This is a genomic window from Type-A symbiont of Plautia stali (genome assembly GCF_059731155.1).
In genome coordinates this window covers 3234113-3258589 of record NZ_AP035891.1, presented here as the reverse complement: position 1 = coordinate 3258589, position 24477 = coordinate 3234113, and the positions used below count along the sequence as shown (strand labels likewise).

At 53.0% G+C, this 24477-nt stretch carries 27 protein-coding genes and 1 pseudogene; 17 read left to right on the top strand and 11 right to left on the bottom strand.

The genetic code is table 11. From position 1 onward, the window contains the following. Positions 1-4: 4 nt before the first annotated feature. The 11 genes and pseudogenes from AC6I8M_RS17305 to AC6I8M_RS17255 form a co-directional block, all read right to left on the bottom strand. Positions 5-241 carry a hypothetical protein gene (locus AC6I8M_RS17305; RefSeq protein WP_498013425.1) on the bottom strand — a complete coding sequence of 79 codons (237 nt, stop codon included), beginning with the start codon at positions 239-241 and terminating at the stop codon, positions 5-7. Beyond that, entirely contained in the window at positions 238-507 is a 270-nt protein-coding gene (locus AC6I8M_RS17300; protein ID WP_498013426.1) for a PDDEXK family nuclease, read from the bottom strand. The genes AC6I8M_RS17305 and AC6I8M_RS17300 overlap by 4 nt, the downstream gene beginning before the upstream one ends. After that, the gene (locus AC6I8M_RS17295) at positions 491-721 is read right to left on the bottom strand and encodes an ANR family transcriptional regulator (RefSeq protein WP_498013427.1); all 231 of its coding nucleotides are present in this window, start codon (positions 719-721) and stop codon (positions 491-493) included. Before AC6I8M_RS17295 ends, AC6I8M_RS17300 begins: the two co-directional genes overlap by 17 nt. Positions 722-726: 5 nt before the next feature. Then, a complete protein-coding gene (locus AC6I8M_RS17290; protein ID WP_498013428.1) occupies positions 727-2793 on the bottom strand; it encodes a DNA polymerase family A protein in 2067 nt (688 codons plus the stop codon). A gap of 79 nt (positions 2794-2872) precedes the next feature. Next, positions 2873-3421 (bottom strand): DUF2815 family protein, encoded by a 549-nt coding sequence (locus tag AC6I8M_RS17285; RefSeq protein ID WP_498013429.1) that lies wholly within the window; start codon positions 3419-3421, stop codon positions 2873-2875. Positions 3422-3438: 17 nt separating this feature from the next. After that, on the bottom strand, positions 3439-4680 hold the full coding sequence (locus tag AC6I8M_RS17280) for a DUF2800 domain-containing protein (protein WP_498013430.1): 1242 nt from the start codon (positions 4678-4680) through the stop codon (positions 3439-3441). A gap of 3 nt (positions 4681-4683) precedes the next feature. Continuing rightward, a complete protein-coding gene (locus tag AC6I8M_RS17275; protein ID WP_498013431.1) occupies positions 4684-5028 on the bottom strand; it encodes a hypothetical protein in 345 nt (114 codons plus the stop codon). 8 nt (positions 5029-5036) lie between these two features. After that, positions 5037-5180, bottom strand: a complete 144-nt coding sequence (locus tag AC6I8M_RS17270; protein WP_498013432.1) for a hypothetical protein — start codon at positions 5178-5180, stop codon at positions 5037-5039. Positions 5181-5184: 4 nt separating this feature from the next. After that, positions 5185-5490 carry a phage antirepressor KilAC domain-containing protein gene (locus tag AC6I8M_RS17265; protein WP_498013433.1) on the bottom strand — a complete coding sequence of 102 codons (306 nt, stop codon included), beginning with the start codon at positions 5488-5490 and terminating at the stop codon, positions 5185-5187. Positions 5491-5658: 168 nt separating this feature from the next. Next, positions 5659-5871, bottom strand: a pseudogene (locus tag AC6I8M_RS17260) (KilA-N domain-containing protein); the annotation flags it as partial. Positions 5872-6393: 522 nt separating this feature from the next. Next, complete coding sequence (locus AC6I8M_RS17255; protein WP_498013434.1) at positions 6394-6846, bottom strand: helix-turn-helix domain-containing protein; 453 nt, start codon at positions 6844-6846, stop codon at positions 6394-6396. A gap of 98 nt (positions 6847-6944) precedes the next feature. Between AC6I8M_RS17255 and AC6I8M_RS17250 the strand changes: the two genes are divergently transcribed. The 17 genes from AC6I8M_RS17250 (at position 6945) to AC6I8M_RS17170 (ending at position 24445) form a co-directional block, all read left to right on the top strand. Then, positions 6945-7199 (top strand): helix-turn-helix domain-containing protein, encoded by a 255-nt coding sequence (locus tag AC6I8M_RS17250; RefSeq protein WP_498013435.1) that lies wholly within the window; start codon positions 6945-6947, stop codon positions 7197-7199. Between the two features lie 3 nt (positions 7200-7202). Then, on the top strand, positions 7203-9494 hold the full coding sequence (locus AC6I8M_RS17245; RefSeq protein ID WP_498013436.1) for a VapE domain-containing protein: 2292 nt from the start codon (positions 7203-7205) through the stop codon (positions 9492-9494). Positions 9495-10020: 526 nt separating this feature from the next. Continuing rightward, complete coding sequence (locus tag AC6I8M_RS17240; protein WP_498013437.1) at positions 10021-10260, top strand: helix-turn-helix domain-containing protein; 240 nt, start codon at positions 10021-10023, stop codon at positions 10258-10260. A gap of 270 nt (positions 10261-10530) precedes the next feature. Next, on the top strand, positions 10531-10953 hold the full coding sequence (locus AC6I8M_RS17235) for a hypothetical protein (protein ID WP_498013438.1): 423 nt from the start codon (positions 10531-10533) through the stop codon (positions 10951-10953). Between the two features lie 16 nt (positions 10954-10969). After that, a complete protein-coding gene (locus AC6I8M_RS17230) occupies positions 10970-12898 on the top strand; it encodes a portal protein (protein ID WP_498013528.1) in 1929 nt (642 codons plus the stop codon). 136 nt (positions 12899-13034) lie between these two features. After that, positions 13035-13757, top strand: coding sequence for a hypothetical protein (locus tag AC6I8M_RS17225; RefSeq protein ID WP_498013527.1), 723 nt, complete (start codon positions 13035-13037; stop codon positions 13755-13757). A gap of 314 nt (positions 13758-14071) precedes the next feature. Then, the gene (locus tag AC6I8M_RS17220) at positions 14072-14977 is read left to right on the top strand and encodes a phage capsid protein (protein WP_498013441.1); all 906 of its coding nucleotides are present in this window, start codon (positions 14072-14074) and stop codon (positions 14975-14977) included. 56 nt (positions 14978-15033) lie between these two features. Beyond that, the gene (locus AC6I8M_RS17215; RefSeq protein ID WP_498013442.1) at positions 15034-15597 is read left to right on the top strand and encodes a phage connector family protein; all 564 of its coding nucleotides are present in this window, start codon (positions 15034-15036) and stop codon (positions 15595-15597) included. Positions 15598-15599: 2 nt separating this feature from the next. Beyond that, positions 15600-16388: a hypothetical protein gene (locus AC6I8M_RS17210; protein WP_498013526.1), complete on the top strand. Its 789-nt coding sequence runs from the start codon at positions 15600-15602 to the stop codon at positions 16386-16388. Next, positions 16352-17116 carry a hypothetical protein gene (locus tag AC6I8M_RS17205; RefSeq protein WP_498013525.1) on the top strand — a complete coding sequence of 255 codons (765 nt, stop codon included), beginning with the start codon at positions 16352-16354 and terminating at the stop codon, positions 17114-17116. Before AC6I8M_RS17210 ends, AC6I8M_RS17205 begins: the two co-directional genes overlap by 37 nt. Beyond that, positions 17071-17547 carry a hypothetical protein gene (locus AC6I8M_RS17200; protein ID WP_498013524.1) on the top strand — a complete coding sequence of 159 codons (477 nt, stop codon included), beginning with the start codon at positions 17071-17073 and terminating at the stop codon, positions 17545-17547. Before AC6I8M_RS17205 ends, AC6I8M_RS17200 begins: the two co-directional genes overlap by 46 nt. Positions 17548-17578: 31 nt before the next feature. Then, positions 17579-18025: a GNAT family N-acetyltransferase gene (locus AC6I8M_RS17195; protein WP_498013444.1), complete on the top strand. Its 447-nt coding sequence runs from the start codon at positions 17579-17581 to the stop codon at positions 18023-18025. A 79-nt stretch (positions 18026-18104) separates the two neighbouring features. Next, complete coding sequence (locus tag AC6I8M_RS17190) at positions 18105-18557, top strand: hypothetical protein (RefSeq protein WP_498013523.1); 453 nt, start codon at positions 18105-18107, stop codon at positions 18555-18557. Continuing rightward, positions 18557-20689, top strand: coding sequence for a hypothetical protein (locus AC6I8M_RS17185; RefSeq protein ID WP_498013446.1), 2133 nt, complete (start codon positions 18557-18559; stop codon positions 20687-20689). Before AC6I8M_RS17190 ends, AC6I8M_RS17185 begins: the two co-directional genes overlap by 1 nt. Next, positions 20689-21156 (top strand): hypothetical protein, encoded by a 468-nt coding sequence (locus AC6I8M_RS17180; RefSeq protein WP_498013522.1) that lies wholly within the window; start codon positions 20689-20691, stop codon positions 21154-21156. Before AC6I8M_RS17185 ends, AC6I8M_RS17180 begins: the two co-directional genes overlap by 1 nt. Continuing rightward, positions 21099-21971 (top strand): hypothetical protein, encoded by an 873-nt coding sequence (locus AC6I8M_RS17175; protein ID WP_498013521.1) that lies wholly within the window; start codon positions 21099-21101, stop codon positions 21969-21971. Before AC6I8M_RS17180 ends, AC6I8M_RS17175 begins: the two co-directional genes overlap by 58 nt. After that, on the top strand, positions 21968-24445 hold the full coding sequence (locus tag AC6I8M_RS17170; protein WP_498013448.1) for a hypothetical protein: 2478 nt from the start codon (positions 21968-21970) through the stop codon (positions 24443-24445). Before AC6I8M_RS17175 ends, AC6I8M_RS17170 begins: the two co-directional genes overlap by 4 nt. Positions 24446-24477 lie beyond the last annotated feature (32 nt).

Here is a 24477-nt window from a genome sequence, read left to right as displayed (position 1 = left end):
ATTTTCAGTAACCCCCCTCCTGCGTCAGGCGCTTAACCTGTTTGCGCAGCCGCCTGTTGTCTTCCGCCATATACCCAATCACCGCCCTGAGCGTCTGCGTTTCCCAGTCCTCGTTAGGCTGTCTGCCCAGGCTGACCAGATAGCGGGCATCATCGATACTCTCACCGCCGTTGGTGATGGCGACGACCTCGCCCATATTGGGGTGTCTTAAGGTCAGCACCCGTGCGTTATCCAGTTTCATTGAATACCCTCCATATTTTTGCTGTCCAGTACCACCACGGTAAAACCCAGAGCGCGCAGCCGGTCGTGTTCCCGAAGCTGGTCGGCGCGTGGCGCTTTACCTGGTGATTTGCATTCCACAAACAGCACCTTGCCATCAGGCAGAAGCACAATCCGATCCGGTACGCCCCGCCTGCCCGGCGATACGAACTTATAAGCAATACCGCCGGCCTTTTTCACTTCCGCTATCAGGTGTTTTTCGATGGCGGATTCACGGATGTAGGCCATCGGTAACCGCCTCTTTCAGTTTTTCCCGCCCGACCTGCATCAGGCAAAAGTCAGAGCGGTTTTCGCTCCACGTCTGGTTTATCGGGTTACGCGCAGCGCGGTTTGCTTTCGCCCATATTTTGGCAGCGCGGCGGTAATCACCCTCGCGTTCAGTTTGCGCAGCCTCACGCGCAGCACGGTAATAGGGTGAGCTGTCATAATTTCTAAAAGACATAAGGGTTACTCCTTACGATATCGATATGCCTCAAAGCCCCCCGCTGACAGCGGCAATCCTTCAGCCCATGCGGGATTAGTGGAGAGGAGATCGCTTAGGCGCAGGTGTGAAAAATCAGAATGGTCTGGTGCTTCCGTTAAAATCTCGTCATGCACCGTTAATATGATGTCGTAACCGTTGTCCTCCACACCGGGCATATTCGCGGCCATCACATCACGGGCGGTAGCCTGGGTTACGTTCTCTGTCAGCTTGCCGCCGTAGGTTTGCAGGCGTTGCCATTTCCGGCTGTAAGTGTTGATGCCCATGTAGCTGATCTTGCCGCTGTCGTCGATACGTGCGCCGGGATAACAGACCGCCCGGCCAGAGGGAAGCTGAATACGTAGCCAGCTTCCGTCGCGGCGAAGCTTTAATTTGCGGCAGGAAAGGGTTATGCCGGGTGTGGCAATGGCGCGGCGGGTGGCCTGCTCGATCTCCTTCCAGAAGCTGAATGTTGCCGCGTGGGCTTCGCGCCAGAGGCGTTTAAAAGCGTCGCAGACAACATAAGCGCGTTTTGACAGTCCATAGGTTCGCTTCTGTTTTACCGCCCATTCATATGCACGAACGGCTTCATCCAGAATGCTACGTGGGATGTTGTCGATAGCGGCAGAGGCCATTTCTTCGAGGTCGATGTTGTACGCCAGAGAGAATGTCAGAAATGCGCCAACGCCCCCTTCATAGCCCAGCGCCAGTTCCTGTACTTTTCCGACCTGACGCTGATCTTTGTCCACCACATCGGGGGCTACACCGAAAGATTTTGCATAGGCCAGTTTGTACAGGTCATGGCCAGCGCCCGCGTCATAATCCCTAAAGGCCTGTAGCTTCCACTTCTCCCCGACCAGCCATGCCAGTACGCGCCCCTCGATGTTGCTAAGGTCAGATACCACCAGTTTTTTACCCGCAGGGGCCATGATGCAGCCGCGCAACGCTGAACCGGTCAACTGCATCACATCATCGTAAAGCAGGTCGGCGCACCCGGCTTTCAGTGCTTCAATACCACAGTCAATGTCGGCTTGTTTTAGCATTGGTCTGGGTAAATTTTGGGGCTGAAATAATCGCCCGGCCCACCGCCCGGTACGCGATGCCCCACAAAACTGTAACGTTCCACGCAGGCGTCCGTCACGGCTGACGCCTTTCATCAGGGTTTTGTATTTGCTGGTGCTGGTGGAGCTGGCCTGTAGGCGGATAGCGAGTAATTCACGAAGTTCAAACGGTAAATCAGGATCGTTAACCCGGCGCTGCAAGGTGCTGGCCTGCATATCGGGCAGTTCGATACCAAAGGCTTCTGCTATGTGTTTCAGCATGGCGTCACGCTGTGTTGCCGCCTGCACCGCGTTGTCCGTGAGCTCCAGCGTTCGTCTGGCCAGAACCTTCTGTTCCCTCTCAACCGCCGTCACCGCTGCCTCAGCAAGCTGCACGTCCATGAATACGCCGCGATCATTGATACGCTGATCACGGTGCCAGAGCGCCAGCTCATTGCCTGAGTAATTCCAGGCAGGGAGCTTTTTGTCGATCTCACGCATGGCATCAATATCCAGCCCGGCGTATTCAACGAATCGCTGCCACTCGACAGGGTGTGTTTTGGCGGTAGCGCGGCGGATAGCGCTGTTTTTCGGGCGAGGCTTGCAGAATAGCTGGATCAGTTGCTTACCGGCCTTATCCTTGGCTTTATCCTGCGAAACACTGAGAATGTCACACAGATCGCCCAGCGATCCGGGCAGGCCGTGTGCCAGCGCCCTGACCATTGTATCGCGCCAGCGCTCAACGCCACCGGCTGCTACCCCCGGCATGGCGTGATTTAATACTGTGCGGTCGAAATGTGAATTGTGAGCATACAGAAGCACTTCGGGGTCTTTTAGTGCAGAAGCTAATTTTAGGGGGATGGGCGCACGGGAAGTCAAGTCCCAAACATTCACCGGCGCATCGTCAATCGCCCAGGCAAACAGCATGACCTCAGCACCTTCGGCGTAAGCATGGGTGCCGTTTTTAATGGGAATTTCGCTATAGGTTTCAAGGTCTAACCAGAGTTTTTGCATAGCTATTCCTTGCGGGTGCTTTGCGAAAAGGGTTACTTGTTGCAAAACACCCGGCGTTTGTGCCGGGTGGTGAGTGGGTTTAAATCAACGCTTCTGCGTCAGCGCCTTCGCTCATATTCTCGAAGTCATCCGGCGTCGCCACGCCGCCGCCAGCGAAGGCGTCACCATCGCGCAGGAACTGGACGCCGCCCAGTGACGCGTTAATACGCTTGCCAAAATTGTTATCCATCGCCCAGATATCGATGGTGGCGTTAACGTGGCAACCGGCATACGGCTTGCCATCGGCGGCGGTCAGCGCGGAACGATCACGGTCGATAACCAGTGGTCGGGCTTTATTACTGGCAGAGACAAACTTATTACCGGGATAGCCCTCGTATTCTGCTTTTTCATCGCCATCGTGCAGGCAGACTTTCAGGCCGGTGCGTAAGGATTTAAGAACGCTGTCGGCTTTCGGCCCCCATTTTTCTTTAGCGGCCTGAGCGATAGCCGCTTCAATTTCTTTCACGCAGGGATGGTCGGGTGGGAAAATAAATGCAGCGCTAAAACGTGGCTCACCTTCACCGTTAACAGTTTTAGGTTCAAATAATGCCGGAAATGCCAGTCGCACGTTATTCAGTTTTACTTTCATGGATACTTACCTTTAATTCAAATGAGGGATTCAGCGGCTTCAACATCGTCAAAGTCGTTTACAGGGTTGATATTTAACGCTGGTTTGGGATCGGACTCTGGCACAAGGGCGGGTTTGCCATCAGGGCGGGTAATAATGGCTTCTACCTTCGCCCAGCGGCGCGGGTTGGCCTTTTTAATGAGTTTCTCAGCCTGCGCCGGGCTGATAACTTTGAAGGTATAAACTTCTTCCTTTTTATACCGGAACTGGTCTTTAAGCAGGGAAATTGCCTCTTCTTCACTACTCCAGATGCGATTCCCCTGTTTACCCTGAACCAGTTTATAGCCGGGAACGGGGTGCCCATTTTGCAGCAGGTTAAATGCCGCAGAGCGGACGCTTTTACACCAGCTTTCGATGTGGTCAATCAGCGGGAGTGTTTCGCCCAGCCATTTTCCGTCAGACTCTGCCAGCTTCTGACGGGCGGTGGTCAGTGCGTCTTCCAGAGAAGGCGGGTCGGCTATTTCACTGAAATCATTTATCAGCGCAGCCGCGACATACTCCGCCTGCGCCTGGCATTTGCCTCGCCGCTTACACCAGCGGCAGGTTTTCTCTCCGGGGTGATAGGCCGAAGCCGGGATAATATCCGGGCCGTTTTTCCCGGCGTCGTCTGCCAGTTGCAGCACATCGGCAGCGATGGCTTTCACGTTCTGCCCGAACTCCTCCAGATTTTGTATGCTGCATTCGTACTCGCTGACGTGGTTGATGCGGGGCTGGTGAATAAACATCCTTACCCGGTTTATGTCGGCAATCAGACTGACCTGCTCCAGCGCCCCGAGGGCGTAAAGCATGAGCTGGGGGTTTTCGAACGCATCCACTTTCTCATAACCGTATTTGAGGTCGTGGATCTGCAACTCGTCGCCGGTGATGATTACCGCATCCGATGTACCAAACTGATTGGGGATACCAACGATGTGAGAGAAGTCGCATTTCTGCTCGACCAGGAGTATCGCGCCGGGTTGCTGCGCTAGCGTCCAGACCGCTTCAACGTACTCTCCCACCTTATCAACCATTTCCTGGCTGACCTGCGGGACAGGACTGGCTTTTGACCGGGGTTTCAGCCGGTTACGGAGGATCGTTTCGGCCAGATGATGCGCTGTTGTGCCTTCTTCGGCATAACTCGTGGTTTTGTTCGGCTCAAACTGCTCCGCTGCCAGTGCCGCGTTGCAATGTAACCAGCGGTGAGCGGATGAGGGGGAAAGTTTCGCGTGAATATCTAGCACGGCTTACTCCCCCCGCAATGCGGCTTCTGCCAGCATCACAACGTCTGCCAGATTTTCCTGGGGCACCTGCCCCAGCTTCTGAGCGCCGAATTTGTTCAGAATTTCCACCGCTTCATTACGATAGCCGCCTGTTGACAGTTTCATAATCAGGTTTCTGGCCTGCTCAAAAATGTCTTCTGAAGTATCATCAGGCGCTGGTTTTGTTTCCTGTTCCGCTTTTTTGACGCTGGCACTGTCTGTTTTCGGTTGTGGGGAGGCAACGGGGGTCAAGGTGTTACCGCTCTGCATGGCTGCAATGAGCTGGTGTATCGCCTCAGTATTTTCTTTCAGGGCAAGTTCAAGGCTCATGGAGTACCTCAGATATAAAGGGTGATCGGGAAGTGGGCGTTGGGGTTTCGTTCCAGTTCATCGCGTTTGCGCAGGTAGTGCAGACGGCGAACGGTATTATTTACGGGGGCAGTGGCTAACGGGGCGGTTTTAACTTTTTTCGGTTGTTGCATCGGGTTAATCCCCCTGAAGTTGGGAAAGTGCGGTCAGGCCTTTCGGTGTAACAAGTACCTGTTCCCTCATTTTCTCGGTGCCATCGCTTTGGGTGACTACGTGAACTTTGTGCATCAGGACGCCCGTCTGAATTTTGTTCTGGTACGCCAGCCAGCTCTTACCCCCGGGGCGTCTGTAGATCCACCGATGAGCACTGAGGTATGAAAAAAGGTCTTTGGGTCGCATTTGCAAATCCTTGGCCGCATCGGTAATACATACGCAACCCTCCGATTTAGCGATCCGCTGTAGTGCCTCGACATCCGGTTTCATCTGATCATTCTCCAGACGCAGGCGTTCGTTCTCCTCTTCGGAGGCGATGAGTAAATACGCAATGTCTTTACGGGTGATGGAATTGATATCGGGTTTTGTCAGTCTGCCGGTACGGTAGTCGAGAAAGGTCTGGTTGACCTGTAACTGAAATGCCGGACTAATCCACCCGGCATAGGAGATGGCCAGCAGTTCGTGGGCGAAGGTGCCGGGTGAAGTGCCGCCATTAATAACATTGACTGTTTTATGAGCAGGGCAGGAATTCTTGCTCTGTTTATTTTTCAGTAAGTTAGCTTCAAGTTCTCCGATAAGCTCCTGAACCTGCTTATTGGCCAGCCAAAGGGAGGGGCGTTTACCGTTATCCCCACCGCTTGCTTTATGCAGTGCGTTAAGGTTGAAGCGACCTTCAGCATCGGTAGTAATTTCAACACCGGCGATGACAGGTGCGTTATGTTTTGTTAGTGTATTTATCGTTAGGCCTCCTCAGCCTGGCTGTTGTTCTGACGCGCGGGTAGCACCAACTACCCGCGCGTTTTTCATTTCAGCGAACTTAATAAAGCGCCCGCGACCAGGGCCGACGCTTGATAAATTCACGTTTGCTTCGGGTACGTGCGGCAAAACACATGTACCTCATCACGTTCCAGTCTCGCATTCCGGTTTCAACGGGTTAGCCAAGACATTCAGCGGGCCACTGAATTGCGGGGTGTGACTGCCCTGTCCAGATTGTTAAAGAGCGGGTGGTGCATGGCTTAAATATTAGCTTTACTGATTTTAATGTCAATAGTAAAGCTGATTTATTGGGGCGGATTTTATTAGCAGTTTGATATGAATGGTTTTTTAGTAATGGTGTGTATAAAAAAAAGCCGGTGGCTACCGGCTTGGAAGGGATTTATCGGATAAAGTTACCTAACTAACTTTTAGCCCTCGAGCTTGAGCAATTTCTTCAAATAAACGGTCATAATACCGTTTCCGATCTTCAAGAGCTTCGTGCAGTTGAGTTCTTTCTGATTCAGGAAGTTGATTTATAAGCTTTAATATAGCCATCTCTTTTGGAGATATGAACAATTCGGGAGCTCGATTAAGCGAGTCGTTGCTTGTTTCTCTGACATAACAAAGAAGATCTGCTAATTCTGGTTTTATCTCTTCAGGTGTGACACGAAGAAGCTTAGCAAACTTGATTACCGTGTCAGTATTCAATGGTACTTTTCCGTTAAGGTATTGGCTAACAGCCCCCTGTGTGTTGAAGCCGAGCGCATCCGCAGCCTTCTCTTGCGTAAGGCCTAGAGCTTTCTTCTTTTCATCCCATATCCGCTTCAAGCGGGTAGCGGTCTGTTTATCTTGGTCAGTCACTTGTCTCATACATATACCTTATTTGCGTTGCTAATAAGGCGCAAACAGTATCGCTATTGACCAAGATAATCAGTATCGCTAATATAAAATTGATTATTGGAGGACGTATGAAACTTAAAGAATATCTTTTGCATGAAAACATTAGCCAATCGTCCTTTGCGGCAATGGTTGGTGTATCTCAAGGTTTTATCAGCCAAGTAATAGCCGGTAAATATAAACCGCGCGGTAGTAGAGCTATTGACTGGTCCCGGGCCACTAAATGGCTCGTAACTCCTCATGATTTAAATAGTGAAGATTACCCTAACGCGGCGGATGGGCTACCCCCCAAATCCCCCGCCACATCCACTACCAAGGCCAAATGACCCATGCCCATACGTTATTCAACGGGTCTGCACGCCAGCGATGTCCGGCCCAAGCCGGGGGTGTGCGAAAACTTCAGGCGTTTTAGTGACACGCTTGAAGATCTTCGCAAGGCCATCGGCATCTCGCTGGAAGACACCCGGGCGCAGATGTACGCCAAAAAAGCACGCCTGCCCTATATCTGGCATTCAATGAAGGATGCTGCCGTTGGCCGTTATGCGCTCAATGCGGGTGATCGCGATGTGCTGTTCCTTGATATGGACGGCTGCGATGAAGAAGCATGGCGGGCGTTGCGCGACGCACTGGACCGTTTCTCATGCTTCACGTACTCAACACCCAGCCATCTGCACCCCACCGTAAAGGGTGAGCAGCGCTGGCGCATTTGCATGGAGCTGGACCGTTCGGTCACCCCGGAGGAGTATAAAATCCTTGGGCCGGCGGTAGAAAACTGGCTGATGGACTGCATCAGTCTGCTGGATGACTACCCTGTCCGCTGGGACCGTTCCGTCTATAACCCTGACCATATGCTCTACGGACCCGACGAAAACGCGATATTCGAACGTTTCAGCGGCACGCCTGTTACCGTCGATATCCTGCTGGCAAGGGCGGGTGATTTACCGATCCGCCCCGTATCCGAGCATTCTGACGATGACTTATCGCGTCTCGTTGATCTGAATAACGTTACCCAACAGACCTTTGACGACCTGCGCGAAGTTATGTGGCATCCGGCTGTACTGGCCGACGCCCATCCCAAATGTGGCAGACATAACGCCTGGGCGTCAATGGGCTGTCGTCTCGCGTGGTTTAAAGGTACCGACTGGGAAAATGCTGCGCGGCAGCTGTGGGTTGACTGGTCAACCGCGGGCGGCGGTAGTCAGGAAGATATTGCTGTAGCTGAAACCCGCTGGGACGACAATAAACTCAAAGCAGACCGCACCGGGTATCAGGCCATTTTCGCCTATGCTCAGAAATCAGGTGTTGCCAATCCCGCTGCGGGTCGCCAGCGGGTTTCTGTCGCCAGCGTAGAGGAGTTTGAGGACGTTACTGAAAAGGGTGACGAGGTTGCGGAGTATTTGCCATGGCCCAAATTTACTCGCGATAAAAACGATAAAATTGAAGGTGTTATTTCTAACGTGCTGCTGGCGCTGCGACGGCCAGATCTCTGTGGTGTACAGATCCGCCTCGACGAATTCCGCGATGAGATAATACTGACTACCCCGAAGGGTAAGAACATACAACTGCGGGATGAGTATTACACCAAACTACATACAACTCTCGAAAGTCTGGGCTTCAAGAAATTCGAAGAAGCAGCCGTTAAACGTGCAGTTCGTCTAATCGCCTGGGAAAACAGGTTTGACTCTCTGAAAGCGTGGGTAAACACACTGCCAGCCTGGGATGGTGTACCGCGTATCGATACATTTTTTATTCGCCACTGGGGAATAAAAGAGAGTGCCTACACCCGTTCTGTCGGTCGCTACTGGTGGACGTTGCTTGCCGGTCGTGCTCTTGAGCCGGGTATTAAAGGTGATATGGCGGTGATCCTCGTCAGTCAACAGGGAAAGAATAAATCAGAAGGGATCCGTGCAATGGCCCCCACCCCCGACCATTACATGGAGCTTGACTTCGGCAAAAAGGGGGAAGAACGCATCCGTGAAATGCGCGGGCATAACGTCATTGAACTTGGCGAGATGCGCGGAATGGATAAGCGGGGTATTGGTGATGTCAGGGTGACCATTTCCACCCGTGCCGATCGTAACCGTGGTCTGTTTCGTGAGCATTATGTCACTTTACTACGTCGTTGTGGCTTCATCGGTACTTCTAACTCTGATACGCCACTGACAGATACTGAAGGTAACCGCCGTTGGTTGCCCATGACGATCCCTGATGAAACCGATAGTAAGTTTATCGCTCAGGGTATTGCTGATGAAAAAATCCAGTTATGGGCTGAAGCGGTTGCGATATTTAAGCGTGAGGGTATCGCCTGGGAGCGCGCCGAAACGCTCGCCAAATCCATTCTCGGCGACTATGAGGTCAAGGATGAAGTCTGGACGACCAGTGTCGCTGAATGGCTGGAGCAAGAGACAGTGGAACTCACAGGTGATGATATTAAATTGAATCGTGAGCGAGTGCCGCTGACATCAAAAGATATTCTCATCGACGCCATTGGCTTTAAAGCAACGTATGTCAAGCGGGGTGACGAAATGCGGGTTGCCAAAATTATGAAGGATCTTGGGTATAAAAAACGTCGGTTGCAAAATTTAGCGGGTAATCCTTACCACTGGGAAAAGTGCAAATAATTACGAATTTGCAGAAATGTACAAGTTTGCAAAATTTAGCAGGTAAGCCGAGAGGCTGGGAAAACGTAAATAATTACGAGTTCGCAGAAAAATGCAAGTTTTAACCAACCTTAACTAACCTCAAAAAGTAGGTTGGTTAAAAAAAAGATAGATTAAACATAAAATTAACTAACCAGCTAACCTATCTAACCAGTTTATATAAACATACACGCGCATACGCGCACGCATTGGAAGAATTTTTTTTTTCAAAATAGGTTGGCTGGTTAGTTAACTAATTGAAAAAATTAAATTAAACCAGTAACCAACCTTGTTTCTGAGGTTGTGCAGGTTAGATGTTTGCCTGAAATAAATTTTTGTTGAACGGTGTTGAGGTCGAAGATTATGTGCAGAGATATGCAGGAGGTGCTGGAACGTTGGTGCCGCGGTGCTGCGAGGGAAGAATACTGCTCGCGGCGTGCACGGGAACCAGTGCGTTTTGTCCCTCTGTACCCTCGCGCGTGCGCGCGTTTTGTCCTGAGGAGTTCGCATGATGCAAATCGACTGGTTTAAAGTCATCATCGATATCGAACGTGCGGGCATGACGCAGCAACAGATAGCGAAAACCGTCCACGTATCCAAGTCAGCGCTGTATGGCTGGAAAGCGGGAGCGGTACCGCGCTACGACGATGGGGAGGCGCTGATCCGCTTGTGGGAACTGGTCACAAACAGAGCGCCGCAAGAAATCCCTTACACCCGTTTTTTTCAAAGCCGGTACCGCAAGCGCTAAAGTGTCAAAAATACACGGTTCGTTGCATGATCCTGGCGAACGGCGATACCCGCCATTTGTTACGAAAATGTTGTTTTCAAAAGGCCCCCATTCCGGCGCAGTAAACACGATCTTTTGCGCCCTTCACCCTGTTTTAGGTTTGAGCGCCATTTCGTCGGTGCGCAAAACGGCCATTATGTTAAATAGCCCCCCGAATCGATTATTTTAGTCGGGAAACCGAACAGGCCTTTACGCATGCTGTAAGCTCCACATGCCAACGGAGTAAGCAACATGGGTCGACCTAAAAAGCAAATCGAAGTTCCGGGCGAAATCATTACGTCATCGGAGGGGGAGGGTACGGCTAACCCCCCTGAACAACTGCACGCCGCTAGTGCTGGCGCAACGGTTATTGCCGATACCACAACTGATGCGGGCGCAGATGGCGGGAGCGGTATTGCTACAGAGGAAATTGCAGCCCGCAACGCTGCACTTTCTGGACTGAACGCCGCTGCATTTCAAACCCTCACCCGGTTCGAAACGCTCGGTTTTACCGACCTCATGGATCAGCCGTTAACGAACAACCTCGATTTTATCGACCTGGTTAAACAGGCCACCACGCAAACCCCCCGTACCGCAGTCACCAGCGAGGACGGGCAGCGCAAGCCGCATAAAGCCCCCGTACTGACTGACAGGGGCTGGCACGTTCCCGGCTAAGGAGGATCCGTCATGTGTGGAGGAGGTTCACCCACCGTTGTGCGGTACGACCCGGAAGCGGAAGCCGCCAAAGCAGCAGACGCCGCCGCCAGGGCAGCAAACGCGGATTCAGCAGCGCGCCGTAAACGCAAAAAAGGCTCGTCCCTGCTTACCACGGGTTCAGAAGGGGCAACGGATTCCGGCACGTCGCTGCTTGCGTCTGGTGCACGCGGTAAAACCAGCCTGGGGGCGTAACGTGGTCAACGAAACCGCCAGCAAAATAATCCGTCGTGCGGATTCACTGAAAGCATTACGCCAGTCAAATGAATCGGCCTGGCGCGCGTGCTTTGATTTCACCTACCCGTTGCGCGGGGCTGGCTTTTCTTCCGATGTTCTGGACGCCAGCCGCGCTAAATCCAGGGTGGCGCAGTTGCTGGACGGTACCGCAACGGACAGCACGCGCATTCTTGCGTCGGCGCTAATGTCCGGTATGACGCCCGCAAACGCGCAGTGGATGGATTTAAACAGTGAAAGCCTCACCGACGAGCAAAAAACGTGGCTCTCTGCCTGTGCAACGCTGATATGGGAAAACATTCACGCGGCCAATTTTGACGCGGAAGCCTACGAAGCCTGTCTGGATGTGGTTATTGCTGGCTGGTTCGCCCTTTACATCGATGAGGACAGGGAGCAGGGCGGCTTTACCTTCCAGCAGTGGCCGCTGTCGCAGTGCTATGTCTCATCGTCTCGCCGTGATGGCATCGTTGACACCGTTTATCGCTGCTACCCGTTAACCGCAGAGCAGGCGGTAAAAGAATTTGGCGACAAAAATGTCAGCGACAAAATCCGCGACGAGGCCAGGAAAAAACCTGACGCGAAATTTGATTTTATTCACGCCATTTTTCCGCGTGATACCTGTGTGGTCAATGCGCGCCTCGCAAAAAACATGCGCTTTGCCTCCTATCACATCGAGGTGCAGGGCAAGCGCACCGCGCGCGAGTCTGGCTATCACGAATTCCCCGTTGCCGTTCCGCGCTGGATGAAAATCCCCGCCAGTGCCTACGGTGTCGGCCCTGTTTATGACGCGCTGCCCGACTGCAAAGAACTGAACGAAATTAAGCGCATGGAGAAAGCCGCCGCTGACCTGGCCATTTCCGGCATGTGGATTGTGGAAGACGACGGCGTGATTAACCCGCGCACCGTCAAGGTGGGTCCACGCCGCATTATCGTGGCGAACAGTGTGGAGAGCATGAAACCGTTGCTGACGGGGGCCGATTTTAACGTTGCGTTTACGTCCGAAGAAAAACTACGGGCGCAAATCCGCAAGATCCTGATGGCCGACCAGCTACAGCCGCAGGACGGCCCCGCCATGACCGCCACCGAGGTACATGTACGGGTTGCGCTCATCCGCCAATTACTCGGCCCGGTGTACGGACGCTTTCAGGCTGAATACCTGCAAATCCTGGTTCAGCGCTGTTTCGGCATTGCGTACCGCGCAGGCATTTTCCCCGCCGCGCCCGAGGGCATGGACTCTGCCAATTTCAACGTGCACTACATTTCCCCGCTGGCCCGTGCGCAGAAGCTGGAGGACGTGACCGCCATTGAGCGTGCCGGGGCCAACATCGCGCAACTGGCACAGATTGATCCCGAGGTTACCGACTTACTGGATACCGACTCAGCGGCCCGTGTTGTGTCCGAGGCGCTGGGTGTTCCCGCCAAAGTGATTCGCAGTGCCGACGATGTGGCCCGTTTACGTGAACAACGCAGGCAAGTACAGCAGCAGGCAGCACAGCAACACATGCTGATGCAGGCAGGCAGGAAGCGGCGACCTCGGCAGGCAGGGAAGTCGGTACCGCATTGGTTCAGCAGATGGCCGGGGAGTACGATGATCAATAAGCCCGTTCGCCCTGAGGACTACCGACGCCTTTTGAAGAAACGCCGGGCGGCCCGCAGGTGCTGGAAGAATTAACGCGGCGCTTTGGGGGGTGCCGTGTACGTCAGGGGGGGCTCTGAGGGGGATCGCCAGACATGTTTTAACGCCGGGCGACGTGATGTGCTCGATTTCATTTTACGCAGGCTTAACGAAGCAGACGGAGTAAACGACGATGTGGAAGCTTAAATTCCCGTTCATGAATCAGGCGAGTGAAGGCGAAGGCTCAGGGGGTGGCGATGGTGGTAACGGCGGCGGTGGTAATGCGGGTGGCGAAGGTGGCGGCGCTTTGCTCAATACTGGCGCAGCACAGCAGCCGGGCGCGACAGACTGGCTGCCGGAAAAATACCGCGTGGTGGGCGAAGACGGCACCCTCAATATTGAAAGCTCTGCCCGCAAACTGGCGGATGCGCATACGCATCTGGAAAAGCGCCTTGGCCGCGGGGACGCGCCACCAAAAACGCCTGATGAATATGCGCCTGAGGTAGATGCCGGGGGCTTCAACTGGGACGATTTTAAAGCCGATCCCCAAATGCAGGGCTTTTTAAAATCGGCCCATGCCAGGGGGCTGACCAATGACCAGTTAAGTTTTGTGCTCAATGAATATATGCAGCGTGCGCCGGAACTGGTGGGCGGTGCCGCGCAACTGGATCAGGAAACCGCCAGTACAGCATTACGCGAGGTATGGAAAACCGATGCGGAATTTAACAAAAACATCGGGCTGGCGTACCGGGCGTTTAATGCTCTGGCGGATGATGCCGACAAAGGCCGCATTGACGAAGTCGGCAACAACCCGATGGTCATCCGCCTGCTGGCAAAAATCGGCGGAGAAATGCAGGAAGATTCCCCGCTGGCAGCGATATCAATCTGGAAGAGCAACAGACCATTCGTGATTTGATGAAGTCGGATGCCTATATGGATCCGGAACATGCCGATCATGAAAAAATCTCTGCGCGTGTCCAGGCGTACTACGCGAAAACCTACGGCAACACACCGGTAGCGTAATGCTGTGACATGTCACACCACGCCAGCCTGAGCGCTGGCTTTTTTATTTGGTCGGGAAACCGAACGCACACCTTGCGCAAAATCACTCCACCAGCCCGGCGTGGTAGCCGGATACCTGATTTCCCGCCGTCTGTAAGCGCCAGGCAGTCGGTGTATTGGGCCGGGAAACCGACACCCCGCAGGCGAAACAGAACTGGAGTGCGCATTATGGCTTTTGATGCCAACAAAAATATGATCACCGCCGCCTTTGTAACGCAGTTTCATGATTCTTTTGAGATTGCCTCACAGCAAAAAGATTCCCGCCTACAGGCAGCGGTACAGGATCGCGGGCAGATCACCGGTGCGTCGTTCACCATCAACGATATGGGCACCATCGAAATGAACGCGATCACCACGCGTTTCGGTGACACGGTGTGGGATGTGCCGGAAGCCGGTACCCGTAATGCGCTGATGGCGGATTACGGTGTGTTCGTGCCTGTCGAAAAGCGCGACCTGCGCAAGCTGATTGCTGATCCTCAGGGGCCCTATCTGCAATTGACGCTGGCCGCCACCAACCGCCGCAAGGATACGGTGATTTACCGTGCATTGCTGGATGCGGTAGCGCGCAAGACGGAAAACAACGGCGCTTACACCAACGTGGCGCTTCCTGCGTCCCAGAAAATTGTAGCGGGTGGCACGGGCTTGACCAAAGCCAAACTGATCGCCGCCAAGGCGATGTTCCGCCGCAACGAATGTGACGAGCAGAACGGCGAACAGCTTTACATCGCTTACAACGCCGACATGCTGACGCAAATCCTGAGCGACACCACACTGACCAGCGCCGACTTTATGGCGGTCAAGATGTTGCAGGAAGGGTCGGTGTCTAACCACTGGCTGGGCTTCCAGTGGATCGCTTATGAAGCGCTGGATTCAGTAACGGAGAAAAACGTGACCACTAAAACCACGGTGGCCTGGGCGAAGTCTGCCGTGCATTTCGGTACCGGCGCGGAATATAACGTCGATATCGGCCCGCGCCGTGACAAAAACAACACCATCCAGATTTCCGTGGATGCGTCTTACGGTGCAGGTCGCGCCAGCGAGAAGAAAGTGGTGGCGATTGGTTTTGTAGCGTAACGCCGCGTGGGTATTGCCGGGGGTAACACCCCGGCCTTTTTGTTAAAGGTACCGCTATGGCTTCCAGTGTTTCTATCTGTTCTAACGCGCTGCTTATCCTCGGGCAGAATCCCATTAACGATTTTAAACAGGACTCCGACAGCGCGCGCCTGTGTGCCAACGTTTACCCCACCGTCCGCGAAGATTTATTGCGTAAACACCCGTGGAACTGCGCCGTTAAGCGCGTGGTGCTCTCCCCTTCCAGTACCGCCCCTGCTTTTGGCTTTGCGTATCAGTTTCCGCTGCCGGGTGACGTGCTGCGCGTCCTGTCTGTGGGCGATGCGTCAGACGATATCCCGTATCGCGTAGAGGGGCGGAAAATCTTCGCCAGTATTAACGCGCTGAAACTGCGCTACCTCTTCCGCAACGAGGATGAATCAACGTGGGATCCGGCGCTGGTGGCGCTGGCAGAAGCGTTTATGGCAGCAAAGATAGCCTATGCGGTAACAGCATCCGCCAGCCTGCGCGATGCGCTGACCCAGGAAGCCGCCTATCTGCTGCGTCAGGCCAGGGCCATTGACGGGCAGGAAGATCCGCCAGAAGCGCTTGGCGGTTATCCGTTGCTCACGTCGAGGTTTTAACCATGCGCGCCAACCTGATAAAAACCAATTTTACCGCCGGTGAAATTTCCCCGCGCTTAATGGGGCGTGTTGATATTGCGCGTTATGCCAACGGAGCGAAACAGGTAGAGAACGCGGTGTGTATGGTTCACGGTGGCGTTAAGCGCCGCCCCGGTACGCGGTTTATTGCGGCCACGAAATACGCTGATAAAAAATCCCGCCTGATCCCTTTCGTGTTTAACCGCTCGCAGGCGTACGAACTGGAATTCGGCGACCGCTATGTGCGCTTTTTCCAGAACGGCGCGCAGGTGGTCAGGGATGATTTAACCCCTTATGAAATCGAAAGCCCGTTCACTGAAAGCATGCTGTCCGAAGTGAAATTCGTGCAGGGGGCGGACACGATGTTTCTGGTTCACCAGGATATCCCGCCGCAACGGTTACAGCGCCGGGCGCAAACCGACTGGAGGCTGGCTGCTGCTGAATTTGTGGTGATGCCGTTTGATGAAATCCGCGACACACCGGAAAAATGGTGCAAGCCGTCGGTAAAAGCGTTTGTTGGCTCTGCCATCACGCTGACGCTATGGGATGATGAAGCGGGCAAACGTTTTACAGGTACCGGCTGGGTGGCTGCTGATGTCGGGTCGTACGTGCGTATCAATAGCGGCCTGGTGCTGATCAACACCATCACCAACGCACAGAAAGCCGCAGGCGTTATTCGTTCCGACCTTTCCGCTACGCAGGCAGCCTCACCGGGGCATGGACGCGCGAGGACAGCGTGTGGTCGAAAGAGTTGGGCTATCCGGGTGCCGTGACGTTCTACCAGCAACGGCTGGTACTGGCCGGTTCTCCGTCGTACCCGCAAACTGTGTGGTTTAGCGAAACGGGTTCTTATCTCTCTTTCGAGCCGGGCAACAAGGACGACGGTGCCATGTCGTTTACGGTGTCCTCTGACCAGCTAAACCCTGTCGTGCATTTAGCACAGATGAATACGCTTATTGCGCTGACCTACGGTGGCGAGTTTACGTTAACCGGCGGCTCGGATGCCGCAATCACGCCGACCAATATATCCGTAAAAAATCCCAGCACCTACGGTTGCAATACGATCCGCCCGGTACGCGTGGGTACCGAAATCCTTTTTATCCAGCGCGCCGGGCGCAAACTGTTTGCGGTCGCTTATGACCCCGACAGCTACGTCGCCTATTCCGCTAATGACCTGTCTGTGCTGTCTGAGCACATCACGGAACCGGGCATTGTGGAAATGGCCTACCAGCAGCAGCCGGATTCTATCGCCTGGCTGATACGCGCAGACGGCACCCTGTGTTCGATGGTGCTCGACCGTTCGCAGGATGTGATCGCCTGGTCGCGGCATGTCACCGAGGGGCTTTTGAGTCGGTATCTTCTATTCCTACCGATTCGGGCGATGCGGTCTATACCATCGTTAAACGTGAGATTAACGGCCAAACGGTGCGTTACGTTGAATTACTGGTGGATGCGTTGCACAGTGATGCGGCGGTTACCGGCACCAGCGAAGCGGGCGTAAAAGCATGGAGCGGCTTAAACCACCTGGAAGGAAAAACCGTTGATATCGTCGCAGACGGCAACGTCATGCCCTCACAGGTAGTCACCGGCGGCGCTGTCACGCTGACCCGCACCGCGAAAAGCGTCGCCATCGGGCTGCATTTTAACACCACGATAGAAACGCTGACACAGGAAGTCTCTACCAGCGAAGGTACCGTACAGAACGCCAGGAAACGCACCAGCGAAGTCACCATGCGTTTTTCTCGACACCACCGGCGCCACCTGCAACGGGCAACCCATTCCTTTTCGTCGTTTTGGCCCGAAAATTCTCAACCAGCCCGCACCGCTTTTTACCGGCGATCACGCGTGGGGAAAACTCGGCTGGGAAAAAGGCGAAGACACATTACGCATTCAGCAATTGCAGCCACTGCCGTTTCACCCTGCTGGCAGTGATGACCACTTTCACCAGTAACGGGGGCTAACCATGATCCGACCGGCAACAAAAGAGGATATTCCGGCGCTGGTACTGCTGGGTATGCGCCTGCACCAGGAATCGCGGTACCGCAATTTTTCGTTCAGTGCGGAAAAATGCCGCGCACTGGCGGAGCAGCTCATTGATTCCCATTTTGGTGTGGTGCTGGTCGCGGAGCACGACGGGCAGATTATCGGCTGGATGGGGGGCGGCATCGCTGAACAGTGGTTTTCTACCGACCGTATGGCGTTTGAATACGGCGTTTTTATCGACGCTGAACGGCGTGGCGCCACCGCCGGATACCGACTGGTGAAAGCGTTTATCGCCTGGGCGAAAGAAAACGGCGTGCGGGAAATCCGTATGGGTATCACCACGGGTATTCATGAAGCGCGTACCGGCGAACTGTACCAACGGCTGGGGCTGGTACGCGCTGGCCTGTTGTATTCGATGGAGGTTTAACCATGTGTGATCCGGTTACATTAGCCATTGCCGCTATAGGCTCGTCCGTTCTTGCCGCGGGGGGGCGGTAGCGAGTGGTATGCAGCAAAAAAGCATGGCGGATTATCAGGCCAGCCAGGCAGAGGCCGACGCGGAGGCCGCAAAATCGGCGGCACGGGTAGAGGCCGAACGCCTCCGAAAAGCGGGTGCGGCACAGGCAGCACAGGCCAACGCAGCGTATGCCGCCTCAGGCGTTGAAACGGGATCGGGTACCGCACTGCGCATTACATCGGGGATTGTGGGTGATGCGGAAGAAGACGCCACGATGAGCATTTTAAACGGCCAAAACGCCGCTTCACGCTATCGGGCACAAGGTCAGGCCGACAGGATTAGCGGTCGCAATGCTGCCACGTCGGGGTATATCCGTGCGGGGAGTTCGTTACTGTCATCTGGCGCGAAAGCGTATTCTGGCTGGAAGACCGCGCAAGATAAGCCAGCAAGCAAAACCGGCGCATCAACAAACAACCTGTTCGGCAACATGGGGATTAAGTAATGCGTATCCCAACGGGTCATTTTGGTAATGCGGTTCCCACACCTCAGCCAACGCGCGTCAATGTGAGCGGTACGGGGGCTATCGGGCAAGCCGTGGCTGGGCTGGCCGGTGATGTAAAGCAAGAGATTAACGCGGTCGTGCGCGCGCGTGCTGGCGACGCCATGCTCGATTATCAAATCAGGCTGAAGGACATTATCGAATCGATACGCCGTGGTGTTGAGGACGGCACACTGCGTGCGGATCAGGTAGAGAATGTCTATCACGACGCGGTGGGAAAGCTGGAAAAGCCGCAATTCGCCGGGCTGGGTATGGCAGAAACACAGGTTGCAGAGGGCGGGCTAAAGCGCTACGAATCTGACGGACTCACCACGGCGCAGGGCTACGCGCACGCAGCACTGAAAATAGAAGCGCGTGATCAGGTCGACAGCGGGCTGGATAAGCTGGGCAGGTTGGCTAATTATCCCGGCGCAGATATCGAAAAAATCAACGCCATGTCTGCTGCGTACGAGGAACAGGGGCGGATTGGTTATGGTGCGCAGTGGGCCAAGGTGCGCCAAAGCTGGGTTGATCGAAACTGGTTCAACCAGGCGCAGCAGCGAGTAATGGAGGCGAGAGATAACGGCGCAGCCTTGTCTGACTTAACCCATCAGCTTACCTCTGAAAAGGGTTTTTACCTGGATAAGCTTGATCCAGACAAGCGCAAGGCGTTGCTGAATCAGGCTATGGACTATCAGTCGCGGTTAGGGGCAAAGGCAGCAGCGGCAGAGGCAAAGCGCGAGGCATTAGCGGCCAGAACGTATAATTCTTTTGCTCAGCAGGTATATTCAGATTTACCCACCACCGCAGAGCAGCAGGAAAGCGTGATTGCCGCCACAAGGGGAACCAGCGTGGAGGCGGAGGTAAAGGATTTACTTTCCGATCAAGACACCATTCGGAAGGTTATTTCTTCCGGTCCGGTCGCTTCGCAAAATTACGTGAACAATCTCTATGCCGACCTGAACGCGAATGGCGGAGATATGCGACAGTGGCGACTGGCTCAGCGGTTAACTACGGCCGTCCAGAAGACCAATAAGCAGTTAATGGAAACCCCATTGCTGTTCAACCAAAACCGCACGGGGGATGCGATTACGCCGCTCGACATGATCGCCCTAAATCCGACAACCGCCGCAGCGATGAGCGCTATGGATGGGGCGGATATAAGTCAGCGTTTCTCACAGCAATTGCAGGAACGTTCCGCCACGTTGGATGCCATTAGCTCAACTGTGGGCTTTAAAGTTCCCCATAAAGTTTTATTGCCTCAGGAGGCCACTTATCTGGCTGGAATGTTAAAAGACAAAACCAGCGGGCAAAAATCTGAAATATTAACGCGTTTGCGTAACATGGTGCCGAATGATCGTGACTATAAGGCACTGATGCAGCAAATATACCCAGAAACGCCTACAGCGGCATTAGCTGGATCTTTACCAAGCATGGAAAGCACAAATAAGGTTCTCCAAGGGTATGATCAAATTAAAGGGCAGAAGGGGGATATGTCGAGTTGGGATGAGGCTAAAAAAACTTGGGAAGCGGAGTTTGATTCTATCGTCGGTGATGCGTTTGCCGGTAGGCCGCAAGCGCGACAAAACGCCTTAACCCTAACCTTTGCCTATGGCGTCGGTGATGCCACACAAAAAGGAAATTACTCAACGGATGTTACCCGTTCCCAGGTACAAGATGCTTTAAACAAAACGATAGGAGAAGCGATTACACTCGGTGGACAAAAAGTTTTTGTTCCTGTCGGTGTAAGTACCAGCGATTTTAAATATCGCTATCCTGCGTTGCTTTATCAGGCGTTGGAGCGTCAGGGGATGGATGTGTCGAGGGCTAAGCAAGCCAGCTTGTTCAATTTAGTCCCTGCTGGTAGTGATGGTGATTATATAGTCAGTCAGGGTATTGATGCATTGATCGACAAGAAGGGTCGCCCGTTAACTGTTAATCTTTCAAAAGCCACTATTGATGGCATTAACAATGCCGAAGCCGCTGTTATTAACCAAAAAATAAAAGATATAAAATTTGGCGACAACCCCGCTAATTTTGGTGTTCCTGATTATCTAAAAACAGAAGCATTCTCTCTTTATGGAGGGGGTGAATAATGGATATCTTTTCTTTTGATGAAAATGAAAATCGACAGTTTGTTGATGATATCTTACGTTTCAATCACATATCTGAAAAGCAGATAAATCCCGGTGTTTTTTCTGTTAGTGATTTAATCGTCGAACCTATTCGCGGTGTTGATCGGGGACTAAATAAGCTGTCTTATGCAATTGGTGCTCCCGCGACAGAATTGCTTTCGCCTATCGCTAAAAGGGTAGATGAGTACGCGGGTACAGACATCCAAGGGTACCTTGACGAGCAGCTTGGGATCGTACGTAAAAATATCGAATTGCAAACCCCAGACCCTACCGTCACAACGGTAACTGGTCAGATATTAAATGGGTTGGGGGATGTAATGTCGAGGGCTGGTGTTGGGGTTTTGTCTGGCGGGGTCGCTGGTGGGCGGTATTGGCTGGTGGAACAGAAGCTATTTTTCTTGATGATGAAGGTCGTCGCAAGGGATTAGATGATGAAACCGCAGCAGGGCGCGCAGTTATTGAAGGGGTAACTCTTGGTGTGGGTGCCGCTATGCCAGCCGCGCCTTATGCAAAAACGTTGTTATCCAGGCTTGCATCTGGGGCTGTGAGTAATGCCACTCTTGGTATAGCGCAAAGGGGGGCTACTGGCTCTTATCTGGAAGATCGCGGCTATCAGGATATGGCTCGCCAATACAAGGTCTGGGACGCTACCGCGTTAATCGCAGATACGGTGCTAGGGGCTGCGTTTGGCGGCTTGGCCCACGCGGGAGCGCCAGCAACGCCAGCGGCGGTTGATGCGGCATTAACGGCAAGAAATGCGCAATACTTCAGGGAAGATACAGCCCCTGGATTACCTGCCGATATGGCCTCTAATCTTGCACACCAGCGCGCGTTGGACACTGCATCCGAGCAGCTTAATCGAGGTGAACCAGTTGATGTATCAGGTATTGAGGGGGTTTTTGACGCCAGCTTTATTGGTCGAGAGCTACCCAACATTACGCCTGATGACTCCCCCGCGCGACCAAATAACCCCCAGGTGGATGTGACTTATAAACCAGACACAGTATCTGAAACGGTAACACAGGATGTTGATCCGTTACTGAGAGATATCGATAACGCAAACCAGGTATTAGCCCGCCGTGGTGACATTGCTGTGCGTGTTGAAGACGATTTGGGGAATAATTTCCAGCGTTCCGCAACGGAAATGCTAAGAGATGATGATGCGTTAATTACTCGTGCTGAGCAGGATGCGCGGGGGGTTATGGCTGCAATTGAATGTGAACTAAGGCATGGTAATCAATGAGAGCAGAATGTATTCAGGCGGTTGTTAATGCAATTGGTCGCCCTCTTAATCAGGCAGAGGTGCGCGGCATAGAAAATCGTATCAATCAGCATCACAAACGCCTTGCGAAAAATAACCCAGGGTGGATGTCAATGTCTCGGGCGGATCGGTTAAGGGAGGCGGGGAAATCAGCAGCAGACGACATAACTCGTGAGGCAAAATTAAAAAAATGGCGCACTGCGCTAACTATTCTGGCCCATGACCGCGTTAAAAATTATGTGGAAAGCTCTGGTGATACTCCTATCCGTGCACTTGACCGACTTATTGCGTTTGATTCCGATCAACGCAGTGGGGTTTTATCCGTGGAGTCTCAAGCTAAAGCAATCAGGGATATGGCGTTATCTCGAATGTTGACCTTGGTGGAAACTACTAAAGGAAAATTATTTAGCTTGCTGGCAGATCCTGAACAGAATAGGGCGGTAATAAGAGAGCTACATGGTGAAAGTAGTGGAAATGCAGCAGCAAAAGCGGCAGCAAAAGAATTTCATGACGTAACAGAATATCTGCGCCAACGTTTTAATAACGCTGGCGGGGCAATTGGGCGTCTGGAGTCATGGGCTATGCCGCGTAATCACTCTCAGCTAAGGGTGGCGAAAAACAAACAAGCGTGGATTGATGACCATGTAAATTGGGTAGATCGTCGCACATATCTGAATGAAGACGGTACACTGATGACGGAAGCTCAGTTACGAGAATTTCTTTCTCATGCGGCACGGACGATTGCTACGGGTGGGGTGAATAAGGTTGAGCCTGGGCGCTTTGCTGGCAATAGCTTGCGCGCGAATCACGGAAGTGAGTCAAGAAGCATCCACTACAAGGATGCGGACAGTTTTATGATGGCGCAGCAAAAGTATGGCGACAAAGATCTCTTATCGCTATTGGTTGGGCATGTCGAAAGGTTGTCTCGGGATATAGCGTTGATTGAAACACTTGGCCCTAATTCTGATTTGCAGTTTCGTACTCAACTGGATATGGCGCGTCAATCCATGATAGATGCAGATCCCGCACATGCAAAACGAACTGAACGCGCAGCAAAACGAGCGGAGCGACTATATAAAGATGTTGCCGGGCAGCAAGACATCCCAGAATCTGTATTGCTGAAAAATGCATTTGATACCTACCGAAACATTAATGTTGCTTCCCGTTTGGGCTCTGCCACGCTGGCAGCGGTTGGTGATCAGGGTAATCTCATGATTACTGCCAAGATAAATAATCTTCCAGTGGTGCAGGTTTTTGAGAATGAATTAAAGCTTCTCAATCCAGCAAATTCTGAGGCTAGGGCCGCAGCGCGACGGGCTGGGCTTGGGATCAACTATTACCTAAACTCCCTATCACGTTTTGCAGATGATTCCCTGGGTACATTAACTGATACGTCTGGCAGGGTGTCATCCGCTGCCCGAAAAGTGGCGGGATTGGTTATGCGTGCATCCGGTCTTAATGCCTTAAGTGCAGCCAGTAACCAAGGATTAGGGGCTGTGATGTTTGATGCGATTGGTTCGTTGACGCGTAAGCATGCCTCATTAGATAAATTAGAGGCAGGGGATAGGCAGCGATTGCAAAATGCCGGGGTAACCGCGGCTGATTGGGCTGTGTGGCGCAAAGCGGATGTGACTGATTTGAGTGGTTTGGGTGATACTGTTTTAACCCACAACGAAATTCTGGCTCTTACAGATAAGCAACTCGATCCACTGGCAAAACAATTTGCTACCACGCCCGCTCGTCTACGTGATGATGCAGCAACAAAACTACTCGGCGTCGTGCAGGACGAAGCTGGCATGGGCACCATTGAACCTGGTGCGAGGGAACGTGTTTTCATGTACAGAGGTACGGAACGTGGTACGTGGGATGGTGAATTGTGGCGTTCGGCTCTGCAATTTAAAAGCTTTCCCGTTACTGTTGTTATGCGCCATGTACGCCGGGCGATGGCGCAAGAGGGGGCGGGTAAGGCAACGTATGCGGCGGCGCTTCTCGTCTCTTCTACCTTGCTGGGGGCTATGGCTGTTCAGCTTAACGAAATTGCTAGCGGTCGAGATCCGCGCGACATATCATCACCCGAGTTTTGGGGGCAAGCATTTTTAAAAGGTGGAGCTCTTGGCCTTTACGGGGATTTCCTTTTAGCAAACCAAACGCAATACGGTAGTAGTGTTATTGCTTCAATCGAGGGCCCTGTTGCCGGGGATGTTGAAGCACTTTATAACCTGACTTTAGGTGCAGTTCATAAAGCTGCTGCTGGGGATGATGTTCATGTTGGCGCTGGTTGGGTTCGCTTTGCAAAAAGCCATACGCCGGGTGCAAATCTTTGGTATGCAAAAGCAGCACTAGATCATATGATTTTCCACGATATTCAGGAGTATTTTTCCCCTGGCTATCTACGCAGAATGCGCCAACGTGCGCAAAAAGAATATGACCAAAAAATTTTGGTGGACACCCGGTGAAACAATGCCGGATAGAATGCCCGATTTTAGTA

Coding starts and splice junctions, on each gene's coding strand:
- AC6I8M_RS17305 (WP_498013425.1), bottom strand. CDS start 241: ATGAAACTGGATAACGCACGGGTGCTGACCTTAAGACACCCCAATATG.
- AC6I8M_RS17300 (WP_498013426.1), bottom strand. CDS start 507: ATGGCCTACATCCGTGAATCCGCCATCGAAAAACACCTGATAGCGGAA.
- AC6I8M_RS17295 (WP_498013427.1), bottom strand. CDS start 721: ATGTCTTTTAGAAATTATGACAGCTCACCCTATTACCGTGCTGCGCGT.
- AC6I8M_RS17290 (WP_498013428.1), bottom strand. CDS start 2,793: ATGCAAAAACTCTGGTTAGACCTTGAAACCTATAGCGAAATTCCCATT.
- AC6I8M_RS17285 (WP_498013429.1), bottom strand. CDS start 3,421: ATGAAAGTAAAACTGAATAACGTGCGACTGGCATTTCCGGCATTATTT.
- AC6I8M_RS17275 (WP_498013431.1), bottom strand. CDS start 5,028: ATGAGCCTTGAACTTGCCCTGAAAGAAAATACTGAGGCGATACACCAG.
- AC6I8M_RS17270 (WP_498013432.1), bottom strand. CDS start 5,180: ATGCAACAACCGAAAAAAGTTAAAACCGCCCCGTTAGCCACTGCCCCC.
- AC6I8M_RS17265 (WP_498013433.1), bottom strand. CDS start 5,490: ATGAAACCGGATGTCGAGGCACTACAGCGGATCGCTAAATCGGAGGGT.
- AC6I8M_RS17255 (WP_498013434.1), bottom strand. CDS start 6,846: ATGAGACAAGTGACTGACCAAGATAAACAGACCGCTACCCGCTTGAAG.
- AC6I8M_RS17250 (WP_498013435.1), top strand. CDS start 6,945: ATGAAACTTAAAGAATATCTTTTGCATGAAAACATTAGCCAATCGTCC.
- AC6I8M_RS17245 (WP_498013436.1), top strand. CDS start 7,203: ATGCCCATACGTTATTCAACGGGTCTGCACGCCAGCGATGTCCGGCCC.
- AC6I8M_RS17240 (WP_498013437.1), top strand. CDS start 10,021: ATGATGCAAATCGACTGGTTTAAAGTCATCATCGATATCGAACGTGCG.
- AC6I8M_RS17235 (WP_498013438.1), top strand. CDS start 10,531: ATGGGTCGACCTAAAAAGCAAATCGAAGTTCCGGGCGAAATCATTACG.
- AC6I8M_RS17225 (WP_498013527.1), top strand. CDS start 13,035: ATGTGGAAGCTTAAATTCCCGTTCATGAATCAGGCGAGTGAAGGCGAA.
- AC6I8M_RS17220 (WP_498013441.1), top strand. CDS start 14,072: ATGGCTTTTGATGCCAACAAAAATATGATCACCGCCGCCTTTGTAACG.
- AC6I8M_RS17215 (WP_498013442.1), top strand. CDS start 15,034: ATGGCTTCCAGTGTTTCTATCTGTTCTAACGCGCTGCTTATCCTCGGG.
- AC6I8M_RS17210 (WP_498013526.1), top strand. CDS start 15,600: ATGCGCGCCAACCTGATAAAAACCAATTTTACCGCCGGTGAAATTTCC.
- AC6I8M_RS17195 (WP_498013444.1), top strand. CDS start 17,579: ATGATCCGACCGGCAACAAAAGAGGATATTCCGGCGCTGGTACTGCTG.
- AC6I8M_RS17190 (WP_498013523.1), top strand. CDS start 18,105: ATGCAGCAAAAAAGCATGGCGGATTATCAGGCCAGCCAGGCAGAGGCC.
- AC6I8M_RS17185 (WP_498013446.1), top strand. CDS start 18,557: ATGCGTATCCCAACGGGTCATTTTGGTAATGCGGTTCCCACACCTCAG.
- AC6I8M_RS17180 (WP_498013522.1), top strand. CDS start 20,689: ATGGATATCTTTTCTTTTGATGAAAATGAAAATCGACAGTTTGTTGAT.
- AC6I8M_RS17170 (WP_498013448.1), top strand. CDS start 21,968: ATGAGAGCAGAATGTATTCAGGCGGTTGTTAATGCAATTGGTCGCCCT.